The sequence below is a fragment of the Brevundimonas fluminis genome, from assembly GCF_003934285.1.
In the GTDB taxonomy this organism is placed as follows: domain Bacteria; phylum Pseudomonadota; class Alphaproteobacteria; order Caulobacterales; family Caulobacteraceae; genus Brevundimonas; species Brevundimonas fluminis.
In genome coordinates this window covers 1-12159 of record NZ_RQWJ01000006.1, presented here as the reverse complement: position 1 = coordinate 12159, position 12159 = coordinate 1, and the positions used below count along the sequence as shown (strand labels likewise).

General features: G+C 70.4%; 11 protein-coding genes. 7 read left to right on the top strand and 4 right to left on the bottom strand.

Annotated elements, in window-relative coordinates; all coding sequences use genetic code 11:
* Positions 1-206 precede the first annotated feature (206 nt).
* The 7 genes from EFJ44_RS12930 (at position 207) to EFJ44_RS12900 (ending at position 8042) form a co-directional block, all read left to right on the top strand.
* Entirely contained in the window at positions 207-599 is a 393-nt protein-coding gene (locus EFJ44_RS12930; RefSeq protein ID WP_125257648.1) for a hypothetical protein, read from the top strand.
* Positions 596-868: a DUF5985 family protein gene (locus tag EFJ44_RS12925; protein WP_125257647.1), complete on the top strand. Its 273-nt coding sequence runs from the start codon at positions 596-598 to the stop codon at positions 866-868. The genes EFJ44_RS12930 and EFJ44_RS12925 overlap by 4 nt, the downstream gene beginning before the upstream one ends.
* Positions 865-1131 carry a DUF5985 family protein gene (locus EFJ44_RS12920; RefSeq protein ID WP_125257646.1) on the top strand — a complete coding sequence of 89 codons (267 nt, stop codon included), beginning with the start codon at positions 865-867 and terminating at the stop codon, positions 1129-1131. Before EFJ44_RS12925 ends, EFJ44_RS12920 begins: the two co-directional genes overlap by 4 nt.
* 254 nt (positions 1132-1385) lie before the next feature.
* Complete coding sequence (locus EFJ44_RS12915) at positions 1386-4685, top strand: amidohydrolase family protein (RefSeq protein WP_206426920.1); 3300 nt, start codon at positions 1386-1388, stop codon at positions 4683-4685.
* A gap of 230 nt (positions 4686-4915) precedes the next feature.
* On the top strand, positions 4916-7396 hold the full coding sequence (locus EFJ44_RS12910) for a CHASE3 domain-containing protein (protein WP_164511920.1): 2481 nt from the start codon (positions 4916-4918) through the stop codon (positions 7394-7396).
* Complete coding sequence (locus tag EFJ44_RS12905; protein WP_125257643.1) at positions 7393-7779, top strand: response regulator; 387 nt, start codon at positions 7393-7395, stop codon at positions 7777-7779. Before EFJ44_RS12910 ends, EFJ44_RS12905 begins: the two co-directional genes overlap by 4 nt.
* Positions 7776-8042, top strand: coding sequence for an Hpt domain-containing protein (locus EFJ44_RS12900; protein ID WP_125257642.1), 267 nt, complete (start codon positions 7776-7778; stop codon positions 8040-8042). Before EFJ44_RS12905 ends, EFJ44_RS12900 begins: the two co-directional genes overlap by 4 nt.
* Here EFJ44_RS12900 and EFJ44_RS12895 read toward each other — a convergent pair.
* The 4 genes from EFJ44_RS12895 to EFJ44_RS12880 are packed head-to-tail and all read right to left on the bottom strand — an operon-like array spanning position 8026 to position 11933.
* Positions 8026-9447, bottom strand: a complete 1422-nt coding sequence (locus tag EFJ44_RS12895; RefSeq protein WP_125257641.1) for a glycosyltransferase family 2 protein — start codon at positions 9445-9447, stop codon at positions 8026-8028. The genes EFJ44_RS12900 and EFJ44_RS12895 overlap by 17 nt on opposite strands.
* Positions 9444-10496, bottom strand: coding sequence for a HEAT repeat domain-containing protein (locus EFJ44_RS12890; RefSeq protein ID WP_125257640.1), 1053 nt, complete (start codon positions 10494-10496; stop codon positions 9444-9446). Before EFJ44_RS12890 ends, EFJ44_RS12895 begins: the two co-directional genes overlap by 4 nt.
* The gene (locus EFJ44_RS12885; protein ID WP_164511919.1) at positions 10493-11554 is read right to left on the bottom strand and encodes a YaiO family outer membrane beta-barrel protein; all 1062 of its coding nucleotides are present in this window, start codon (positions 11552-11554) and stop codon (positions 10493-10495) included. Before EFJ44_RS12885 ends, EFJ44_RS12890 begins: the two co-directional genes overlap by 4 nt.
* Positions 11529-11933, bottom strand: coding sequence for a response regulator transcription factor (locus EFJ44_RS12880; RefSeq protein WP_125257638.1), 405 nt, complete (start codon positions 11931-11933; stop codon positions 11529-11531). Before EFJ44_RS12880 ends, EFJ44_RS12885 begins: the two co-directional genes overlap by 26 nt.
* Positions 11934-12159: the final 226 nt, after the last annotated feature.

Below are 12159 nucleotides of genomic sequence, written 5' to 3'. Positions count from 1 at the left end.
CTCTCACGCCTCGCGTCGGAACGGACCGCTGGTCGGCCTCTCCTGACGTCGGCGCGCGTGTTGGCTCCCCCAAACCTAACCACACGGAATGTCCCGCGGCGCAGTTCGGTTCCGTACGCGAGAGGAGAATTTGACGAGTTGCCATTCAGGCCGGAGAGGCTAGGTTCGCGCGCCATGCAGACCTTCCGCCGACCTCCGGAAGCGCGGTGACCGACTCCGGGCGCACCTCTCTCGACCCCGACCTGACGCGCTTCATCGAGAGCGCGCTGCCGTCGGTCTGGGCGCTCGAGACCCTTTTGGTGATGCGGCGCGGCGGGGCGCGCGCCTGGTCTGCCGACGCCCTCGTCACCGAGACACGCTCCAGCCTCAACGTCATGAGCGACTGCCTGCGCACGCTTGAGCGGGCGGGACTGGTGGCCGTGAGCGACGACGGGCACCGGTACCAGCCCGCCACTCCTCATCTCGCCGATCTGGTGGAGCGCCTCGCCGCCACCTATGCGGAACGACCATTCAGCGTTACCGCTGTGATCATGGCCAAGCGCTCGGACGCCCTGAAGGGCTTCGCCGACTCGTTCCGGCTGGGAAAGTGGAAGTCATGAGCCTCGGCGCGCCCGCACTCGTCTATGGATTGTGCCTGGTCACCAGCGCGATCTGCGCCGCCCTGCTGATCCGCACGTGGCGACGCACGCGCCAGCCGCTGCTGATGTGGAGCGCGGGGTGCTTCAGCCTGTTGGCGCTCAACGCCGCCTTCGTGGTGCTGGACATGGTGCTGCTGGTGGGGATCGACTTCACCCTGGCGCGGATCGCGACCTCGTTCGCCGCAGTCAGCGTGCTGATCTACGGCTTCATCTGGGAGGTCGACCGATGACCCTCCAGGCCGTCATGACCGGCGCGATCATCATGGGATACGGGGTCGCCGCGGTCTTCTTCCTGAAATTCTGGCGGCGCACCGGCGACGCCCTCTTTCTGGCCTTCTCAACGGCCTTCCTGCTGCTGGCGGCCGTGCCGCTGCTGACGCTGACCCTCGAGGTCCCGCGCGAAGAGCAGAGTCCCTTCTATCTGCTGCGCGCCCTGGCCTTCGTCATCATCATCGTCGCCATAGTCGCGAAGTCGCGACAGCCGCGGGGCTGACCGTCGGGATCCTGACCGCTTCGGGACCGCTGTCCGGCGGGAGGGCTGGTGGAAGCGGTCCTCAATCCCTCTGTAGTCTTGCGCCCGGGCGGGATTTCAGTGAAGGCCGACCGGGGTCGGTCGACCGTCAACGCCAGACGGGGCGTCGCCGGGCCGGTGGACTCCCGGCTCCGGACAGGGTTGAGTTGTCCCAAGGGTGCGGCGTCGGCGACGGCGAAGGACGCCCGGCCATGTCTCCGGGGGGACTACACACGATGACGCGCGCGTTCCTGACCTCGGTCGTCCTGCTGGCCTGTGCCGGATCCGCCGCCGCCCAGACGCCTGAACCGATCCCGCCGGGCGGCGCCCCGGCGGCTCCGGCCGCCGGCGCCCCGGCCGAAGCGCCCAAATGGGACGTGCAGAATCCGCCGGGCCCGTCGCGAGAAGTCTCGATCGACGTGACCCGCGGCACCTGGATGTCGCTGGACGTCAGCCCCGACGGCCGGACCCTCGTCTTCGACCTTCTGGGGGACATCTACGTCATGCCGATCTCCGGCGGCGAGGCGCGCGCGATCGCTTCGGGCGTGGCCTGGGACATGCAGCCGAAATGGTCGCCGGACGGCCGCCACATCGCCTTCACCTCGGACCGGGCCGGCGGCGACAACATCTGGATTATGGAAGCAGACGGCTCGAACCCGACCCAGGTGTCCAGGGAGAGCTTCCGTCTCCTGAACCAGCCGGAATGGACGCCGGACGGCCAGTTCATCGTCGGGCGCAAGCATTTCACCTCGGCCCGATCCCTGGGGGCTGGCGAGATGTGGCTGTATCACCGCTCGGGCGGATCCGGCGTGCAGATGACCGAGCGCCGCACCCAGCAGAAGGACACCGGCGAGCCGGCCTTCTCGCCCGACGGCCGCTATCTCTACTTCAGCGACGACGCCACACCCGGCACGACGTTCGAGTATTCCAAGGACGTCAACGAACAGATCTACATCATCCGCCGCCTCGACCGCGAGACCGGCGAGGTCGAGCCCTACATCACCGGACCCGGCGGCTCGATCCGGCCGACCCCGTCCCCGGACGGCCGGTCGATCGCCTTCATTCGCCGCGTCCGCTACCAGTCGACCCTCTATGTGATGGACGTCGAGTCCGGACGGGAGACGCCCGTCTTCTCCGGGCTCGACCGGGATCTCCAGGAGACATGGGCGGTCCACGGCGTCTATCCGGCCATCAGCTGGACGCCCGACAGCCGGTCCATCGTCTTCTGGGCCGACGGCCGCATCCAGCGCGTCGACGTCGCCTCCCAGGAGGTCGCCGACATTCCCTTCCACGTCGCCGACACCCGCCGGGTTCAGGACGCGGTTCGCGTTCCGGTCGAGGTGGCGCCCGACGCCTTCGAGGTGAAGATGGTCCGCTGGGCCCGACCTTCTCCGGACGGCACGCGAGTGGTGTTCGAGGCCCTCGGCAATCTCTGGATTCGGGACCTGCCGACGGGGACGGCGCGGCGGCTGACGCGTCAGAGCGACCACTTCGAACTCTATCCGAACTGGTCCCGCGACGGCCGGTCGATCGTCTATGTGACCTGGGACGACGAGGCGCTCGGCTCGGTCCGGGTGGTCCCCGCCTCGGGCGGCGTGGGCCGGGTGATCACGTCGCGGCCCGGCCACTACGTCGAGCCTGTGTTCTCGCCCGACGGGCGCACCGTGGTCTACCGCGCGACGGGCGGCGGCTCGCTGATGCCGGCCCTCTGGACGCGCGATCCGGGGGTCTATCGCATCCCGTCCGACGGCGGGGACGCGGTGCTGATCACCGATGAGGGGACGAATCCCCAGTTCGGCGCCGAGGGCGACCGCCTGTTCCTGTCCGGTCGGGACGGCGACAAGCGCACCCTGTTCTCGGTCGATCTGGACGGCGACGAGGCGCGCACGCACCTGACCTCCGAGTGGGCCAATGAGTTCGCCGTGTCTCCGGACGGGAACTGGATCGGCTGGACCGAGCGGTTCAATGCCTACGTCGCCCCCTTCGTGGCGGCGGGTCGACCGATCACGGTCAGCGCCGACGGCAAGTCCCTGCCGCAGGCCCGGGTCACGCGCGACGCCGGCGACTGGCTGAGCTGGTCCGGCGACTCCCGCCGGCTGCAGTGGTCGCTGGGGCCCGAGCTGTTCACCCGCGACCTGAACCAGGCCTTCGCCTTCGTCGACGGCGCGCCGGAGGAGCTGCCCGAGCCCGCGGAGGCCGGGATCAATCTCGGCTTCCCGGCGCCGACCGACGCGCCCGATGGCCGGATGGCCCTGACCGGCGCGCGGTTGATCACCATGAACGGCGCCGAGGTCATCGAGAACGGGGTCATCATCATCGACGGCGCCCGGATCGAAGCCATCGGGCCCGCGGCGTCCACCCCGATCCCGGCGGGCGTGCCGGTCCTCGACATGGCGGGAAAGACCATCATGCCCGGCATCGTCGACGCCCACTGGCACGGCGCCATGGGTTCGAACCAGATCATCCCCGAGCAGAGCTGGGTCAACTACGCGTCCCTCGCCTTCGGCGTGACCACCATCTTCAACCCGTCGGCCGGCACCAGCGAGATCGTGGCCCACAGCGAGCTTGCCCGGGCCGGCCGGGTGGTGGCCCCGCGCATCTTCTCGACCGGCACCATCCTGTACGGCGCGAACACCGCGTTCACCGCCCAGGTCGACGACCTCGACGACGCGCTGTCGACCCTTCGGCGGATGCGGGCCGCCGGCATCACCACGGTCAAGAGCTACAACCAACCCCGCCGAGACCAGCGCCAGCAGATCATCGAAGCGGCGCGCCAGCTGGGAATGATGGTCGTCCCCGAAGGCGGCTCGCTGTTCCAGCACAACATGACCATGGTCATCGACGGCCACACGACGATCGAGCATGCGATCCCGCTGGCCAGGCTCTATGACGACGTGCACCAGCTCTGGCGCCAGACCGGCACGGCCTACAACCCGACCCTTTCCGTGGCCTATGGCGGCAGCTACGGCGAGAATTACTGGTACCAGGAAAGCGAGGTCTGGAACCATCCGATCCTGACGCAGTATGTGCCGCGCCGCCTTCTGGACGCGCGCGCGCGTCGGCCCGTCACCCTGCCGGACAACGAGTGGAACCACGTCTCGGTCGCGCGCGAGGCGCGGCGGCTCTCCGACCAGGGCGTCGTCGTCGCCATCGGCGCGCACGGTCAACGCGAAGGTCTGGCGGCCCACTGGGAGATGTGGATGCTGTCCCAGGGCGGGATGGCGCCGCTTGAGGCCATCCGCGCCGGCACCCTGAACGGGGCCAAGGCGCTGGGCATGGACCGCGACATCGGTTCGCTTGAGGTCGGCAAGCTCGCCGACATGGTGGTGCTGGACGGGAATCCCCTGGAGAACATCCGCAACACCAGCACCGTGGCCTTCACCGTCCTGAACGGCCGGGTGTACGACGCGGGCATGAACGAGATCGCCCCCCGCCGGCGACCGCGGGCGCCCTTCTGGTTCGTCGCAGCCGACGGCGAGGCCCTGCCGTCGGATACGGCGGCGGAAACGGAGACCGACGGGGATCACGGCCACTGACGTGACGAATGGACGTGCGGCGGAGTCGCACTCGCGATCGCCGGTCCCGGCTGCTGGCCGGTGTCGCGCCTGCGGGGACCCGACGCCGTCCGGCTGGCGGCTTCCGGAGGCTCCCGACCGGGAGTGCGTGGCGGCGCCGTCAGTCTGGCGACAGAAGTCCCCGCCGGCGCAACGCGGTTTCGCGCAGACCCGTTGACCTCTCGATAAGGCAACGGGAGCACTCTTGGGCCATGGCCGCAGGCAAGTCTTCGTTGCGTTCGACACGATACCGGTGGGGCCTGGCGGTGGCCGGGGGCCTCGTGCTGGCCATCCTCGTCGCTTCCGCCGTCGAACTTCGTCGCGAATTCGGCGGGGCGGCGCGGCTTCGCGCGGAGGTGGGGCGGTCTTACGACACCCGGAGCCGAATTCAGTCGGTGTTCTCGCTGATGCAGGATGCGGAAACCGGACAGCGCGGCTTCATCATCACCGGCGATGAGCGGTTCCTCGAGCCCTACGACCGCGCGCTTCGAGAGATGGACGGAGCCCTCGCCGAGCTTCAACGCCGCCTGGCCGACGATCCCGCACAGTCGCGCGAGGTCGTCGCCCTGCGGACCCTGGTCGGCCGCAAGCGCGACACCATGGAGCGTACGGTCGAGCTGAGGACGGACGGCGACGTGGGCGCCGCCATGGCGATCGTTTCCAGCGGCGAGGGGAAGATCGCGATGGACGGCATCCGCGAGGTGGTCGAGCGGATGATCCGGCAAGAAGCCGCCGCCCTGGATCAACTGGCCCAGCGATCCGAGGGGAGGACCCGCAGGACCGAGGCGCTGGTGGCCGCCCTGTTCGTCCTCCTGATCGCCACGGCCGCGATCATCGGCTTTCTGGTCTGGCGGTTCGTCACGACGCGCACCGCTCTGATGGAGCGGCTGGCGGCCTCGGCCGCGCGGCAACAGGCGACCCTGGACAGCGCCATTGACGCCATCGTGACGCTGAACCCCAGCGGCAGCGTCGAGAGCGTCAACGCCGCGGGCGAACGGATGTTCGGCTGGCCGGCTTCGGACCTCATCCGCCGCGACGTCGGCGTTCTGATCGATCTGGCGGACAACGGCGAGGGCGCTTTCCTGCGCCGCCTCGGCGAAAGCCAGGGCGCGCTGGAAGGGGGCATCGTCCGCGAGATGACGGCGCGACGCCGCGACGGGAGCACTTTTCCCGTGGACGTGGCGTTGGGAGCCATGGACCTGCCCACTGGACGGCACCTGGTCGCGGTGGTCCGCGACATCAGCGAGCGCCGTCGGATCGAAGCGATGAAGGATGCCTTCGTCTCGACCGTCAGTCACGAACTGCGCACGCCGCTGACCTCGATCGCCGGCTCATTGGGTCTGCTGGCCGGCGGCGCGGCCGGCGAGCTGCCGGAGAAGGCGTCCCGGCTGATCGGCATCGCCCATTCCAACAGCCAGCGGCTGGTGCGCCTGATCAACGACATCCTGGACGTGGAAAAGCTGGAGTCCGGCAGGCAGCCGATGACGATGGAGGTGCTGGATCTGCGCGACGTCGCGCGGCGCTCGGTCGAGGGGGTCCAAGGCTATGCCGACCAGCTGGGGGTGGTCCTGTCGCTGGGGGAGGGCGAGCCCGCGCCCGTGCGGGGCGATATGGACCGGCTGATCCAGGTCGTCACCAATCTGCTTTCCAACGCCGCCAAGTTCTCGCCGTCGGGGGGCGAGGTCAGCGTCGGGGTCAACCCCGAGACCCGGATCGCGCGCCTCAGCGTCGCCGACCGCGGGCCGGGCATTCCCGACGCGTTCCGCGCCCGCATCTTCGGCAAGTTCGCCCAGGCCGACGCCTCGGACGCGCGGGCCAAGGGTGGAACCGGCCTGGGCCTTGCCATCGCGCGCGAGATCGCCGAGCGGCACGGCGGCCGGCTGTGGTTCGAGTCGCAGGAGGGGGAGGGCGCCACCTTCCACCTCGATCTGCCGCTGTGGAGCGACGCCCCGAGGTCCACGGGCGCGGGGCGGCTGCTGATCTGCGAGGACGATCCGGACGCGGCGCGCGTCCTGTCGGACATGCTGGCGCTGGAAGGCTATGAGACCGATGTGGCCGCGACGGCGCGTGAGGCCTTGTCGCTGGCGAGGCGCGGCGCCTACCAGGCCGCCCTGGTCGACCTGCAGCTGCCCGACGCCGACGGCGTCGGCCTGATCCGCGCGCTGAAGGCGGACAGGTCGACCCGGGGCATGCCGGTGATCGTCGTTTCCGGCGACGTCGCACGCGGCAAGGTCAGGGGGCGGTCGCTGGAGGTCGTCGACTGGATGGAGAAGCCGTTCGATCAGGATCGGCTGAGGCAGGCCATCGCGGCGCTGCCCGGGGCGGCCCGTCCGAAGGTCCTGCACGTCGACGACGACCCCGACATCCTTTCGGTCACCGCGGAAGCGCTGGGGGACACGGCGGAGGTGACGCCCGCGCGCAGTCTCGGCGAGGCGCGCGACGCCCTCGGCCGGCAGCGACCCGACCTCGTCATCCTTGATCTCGGGCTGCCCGACGGTCACGGGCTGGATCTGCTGCCCGACCTGACCGACGAAGCCGGCGCGACCATACCGGTGATCGTCTATTCCGCACAGGATCTGGACGCCCGGATCGCGCCGTCGGTGCAGGCCGTGTTGACCAAGTCGCGGATGTCGCTGACCCAGCTCAGCCGCACCGTTCACCGGCTGGCCACGAACAGGGAGGGCGAAGGGTGAGCCTGCTGCGCCTGCTGCACGTCGACGATGAAGCGGACATCCGCGAGATCGCGGCCTTCTCGCTTGAACTCGATCCGGAGATTGCCGTGACTTCCGCAGCATCGGGCGATGCGGCGCTGGAAGTGCTCCGTGCCGGAGCCGCGATCGACGTCGTCCTTCTGGACGTGATGATGCCGGGCATGGATGGCCCCGAGACGCTGCGCCGGTTGCGGGAGACGGCCGGATGCGAGGCGATCCCGGTCATCTTCATGACCGCCCGGGCGCAGGAGGGCGAACTCGACCGCTACCGCGCGCTCGGCGCCCTGGACGTGATCATCAAGCCGTTCGACCCCATGACGCTGGCGCAGCAGGTGAGGGCGGTGCTGGCCGGGGCCGGGCAGTGAGCGGCGTTCCCGAGGCGCTGCGCGCGCGGTTCGTGGAGCGCTGCCGCAATGATCTCGCGGCGCTGGAAAGCTCCCCGTCGCAGACCGAGCTTCGCGCGTTGGCGCACGGTCTGGCCGGCGCGGGCGGCACGTTCGGGCATCCGGAGATCAGCGCCGCGGCCGCTGCGATCGAAGACGTCCTGCTCGCCGGGCGTGCACCGACCGACGCCGAGACCCAGGCCCTGCGCGACGCGCTGGAACAGGCGGTCAGGCCTGGGCGCTGAAGCCCTTGCGGGTCATCGTGCCCCATGACTGGCTGCGCCGCATCCACTGCCACAGGCCCCGCAGACGCCAGACGTTGTTGAGCTGGCGATAGCCGAAGTTTTCGAGCACCGCGACGGCGGTCAGGATCAACAGGTGCCGGGCCCGCGGGAAACGGCGCAGCTCCGATTCTTCCAGCGCCAGCGCGCCCACCGAGATCACGACGCCGAAGGTGAAGCTGACGGCGAGGAAGGCGAGGAGGTAGTCGATCGAAAGGAGGCCCAACGCCCAGAAGGCGGGGATCAGCAGATAGCCCAGCAGTTCGATCACCGGCCCCAGGATGTCGACCAGCAGGATGTAGGTGAAGCCGAGCGCGCCGAGCCGGCCGTAGCGGGGCTTGAACATGACGTCCCAGTGCCGTTCGAACGTCTCCAGGGCCCCGCGGTGCCAGCGCGACCGCTGACGGCCCAGAACGCGCAGGCTCTCCGGCGCCTCGGTCCAGCAGACCGGCTCCGGCACGAAGCCGACGCGATAGGGCAGCCGCTTGTCGCGCATCAACCGGTGCAGCTTGACCACCAGCTCCATGTCCTCGCCGACGGTGCCCCGCGTGTACCCGCCCGCTTCGATCACCCGCGCGCGGCGGAACAGGCCGAAGGCGCCGGAGATGATGGTCAGGGCGTTGATCCGGCTCCACGCCAGACGGGCCATCAGGAAGGCGCGCAGATATTCGACCGTCTGCAGCAGCGCCAGGAAGCTGCGCGGCAGGCCGACCTGGATGACCCGTCCGTCGCGGATCACGCAGCCGTTGGCGATCCGCACCGTGCCGCCGACCGCGATCGTCCGCTCGGGATCCTCGACGAAGGGCCGGACGGCGCGCAGCAGGGCGTCGGGCTCCAGCAGGGAGTCCGCGTCCATCGAGCAGAAGATCGGCGCCCGCGACACGTTGATGCCGGCGTTCAGCGCGTCCGCCTTGCCGCCGTTGGCCTTGTCCACGACGATCAGCCGGGGCTGGTGCTCGGCGCCGTAGATGCCGCGGATGGGTTGATGCTCCAGCGGCTGGTCGAAGTGGCGCTGGATCGGCCGGAGCCCGTAGGCGTCGATCAGCGTCCGCAGCGTCGCGTCTGACGAGCCGTCGTTCACGACGATCACCTCGAAGCTGGGATACCGCAGCGACAGCAGCGACCGCACGCTCTGCACGATGGTCAGGGCTTCGTTGTAGGCGGGCGCCAGCAGGGCGATCGGCGGCGAGGCCTCGGCATAGCGGCGCCACAGCACCGTCGACTGGGGGATCGAGGGCCGCTGGGACAGGGCGACGGCCGCCAATCCCAGCTGGACAAGATACAGCAGGTTCTGCAGCGCCCCCGCGCCGATGACGAACCAGGCGATGGCCTGGGCGTACCCGACGAGGGTCACAAGCGCGTCGCTCATGCCGACACCCCGCGTTCGGCCAGAGCCAGCGACGCGGCCCGGCGGACGACGTCCTGATCGACGCCGGCGGCAAGCCGCAGGCTGGCCACGCCCTTTTCGCCGAGCGCGCTGAGAGCCTCGCCCGACCGGAAACGCACCCACCAGACCCCGTCGGCCAGCGCCTGGACCAGCAGCGGGGCGGCGGACACCAGCCCTATGCGTCCGGCCGCCTCGGCCGAGGCGGCGCGGACCTCCCATGCCTGGTCCGACAGGCCGGCGATCACGGCAGGCTCCGCGGCCGGATGGGCGAGCACGCCCAGGGCGCGGATGCAGGCGATCCGAAGTTCCAGGTCCGCTTCGGGGAAAGCCGCCATCAGCGCGGGCACGGCCCGATAGTCGCCCGAACGCCCCAGTGCGTCGGCGACGATGGTCCTCATGACGACCGACGCGGCCGGGTCCCTGAACACCGTCAGCGCCTGTTCGGGAGAACGGGCCACCATGGCCCTGACCACGGACTCGTAAAGCAGGGAGTCCTGCAACCCCCGCGACGACACGTCGGCCAGCAGATCCCACAGGGGCGGCGCCTGATCCAGCGCCAGAAGGGCGTTCAGCGCCGCGACGCGGAATTCCGGATCACGCGCGACGGCCAGGGCCTGGCGAAGGGCGGCGGCGTTGGCGGGATTGGGGAAGACCGCGAGGGCCTCCGCCGCGGCGATCCTGCCGGCGCGGCTGCCGCGACGCAGGCGGCGGCGCAGCCGGTCTTCCACGCCCAGTCCGGCAAGCGCAGACGTGAGACGTTCGCGCTCGTGTCCGCGGACGAGGCCGGCGATGTCGAGGATCGCCTCGGCCGTGAGACGCGCGCGCCGACTGGGGCCGTTCAGCTGGCGCGCGGCCTCGACGTGGCCGTCCATGATCTCCAGGAACAGCCGGCGCATCCGGGCCTGATCCAGCCCCAGCCGGGCGTCCCGTCGCGCGCGGACCAGACGCGCGGTGATCAACCAGACCATCCACGCCAGGGCCGCGGCCCCGAGGACGATCGAGCCCCACCACAGGAAGCCGAGCAGACTCACCAGAAACGCCAGCCCAACCCGACGTTGATCGACCGCCGGCCATAGGCCCCGCGATCCTCGTCGAGGACGCCCAGCCGCAGGGACAGCCGATCGGTCAGATCCCACTCGCCGCCGAGGGCGACTGAGGAGACGTCGGTCACGACGCCTTCGCTGGTCTCCGGCGCGTCGGCATGATCGATCCGCAGCCGGAACCGGTCGGTGACGGCCCAGCGCGCCGAGACGGCATAACCGTCCTCTCGATCCCCGTTCTCGTCCCAGACGTTGATCCAGCGCCCGGCCACGGTCGCGCGACCGTCGAACAGGTCGATCGACAGGCCGGGCTGAAGCGACGAGACCTCGCCAGCGGTGAAACGGGCGACCGACCCGTCCAGGGTCGCGCTGACGGCCGGCGCCACGCGCCAGGCGCCGCCGGCCCGTACCGCGAGTTCGGGCCGGTGGTCCGCGTCCGGGGCGCCGCCGACGGCGATCCAGGCGTCGCCGCCGACGAAGCGTCGGCCGACCTGCCCCTCCAGATAGACGTCGGCACGATCGAAACGTTCGGTGCGTTCGACGGCGCCGGACGCCGTCCAGCGGTCGCCCACCGAACGGGTGAGCGCCACGCGCGCCTCGGTCCAGTCCGACAGCCCGGCGCCGAGACGGCTCCGTGAAAGGTCGACGTCGACGCGCCCGCGCGCCGGGTCTGCGGGTGAGGCGAACAGGGCGCGCACGTCGGGGCGCTCGGGGGCCAGACGGGCCGCCTCGGCCGCGTAGGCCGCCGCCGCCCGCGGGTCGCCCCGCCGCCGCGCGATCCGGGCGAGGGCGACATGGGCGTCGACGTATTCGGGCGCCCGTGCGACGACCTGCCGCAACTCGGCCTCGGCCTCTTCCAGCCGTCCCAGATCCAGCAGCGCCAGCCCTAGCTGCAGGCGTGCGTCGACGTCGTCGGGACGGGCGACGAGGGCCGACCGCAGCTTGTCGACCGCCTGCGCCGGACGGCCGGCCCGGCGATCGGCGACCGCGGCCTCGTAGAGCGCCGTCGGGTCCTGGCGGACCTCAGCGGGGACGTCTTGCGCGATCATCATCCTGCACCTGCTGGGGGACGGCCAGGCGACGCACGCGCTCCAGCAGTTCGTCGGGAATGAAGGGCTTCACCAGATAGTCGGCGGCCCCGAGCTGGAGGGCGCCCACGACGTCGGCCTCGCGCCGCAGCGCCGTCAGCATGATCACGGGGATGGACGAGGCCTGCGGATCGACCTTCAGCCGGCGCAGAACCTCGAAGCCGTCCATGACCGGCATCATGGCGTCCAGGACCACCAGGTCGGGGTGATGTTCGCGGATCAGGCCCAGCACCTCGCCGCCGTCCTCGGCGACGATCACCAGATGGCCGTCGCCGGCCAGCTTGTGCTGCAACAACCCCCGCAACAGGGGGTCGTCGTCGGCGATGAGGACGCGCGCCATGCGTCGACTCCCTACTCAGCGCCCCCGACCGGTGGATGATAGGGGCGCCGCGGTGAATCAAGCGCTACCGCAGCGATAAAGTTCGATACCGAAGTTCGGCCGAGCCGATGAGGACGCGATCGATCCCCTGCCTCCGTCAGTGCCCCGCGGGCGCGGCCACCGCGTCGGCGTCGGCGACTTTGGCCTTCGCGGCCATGACGGCGAAGGCGACGAGGATGAGGTAGCC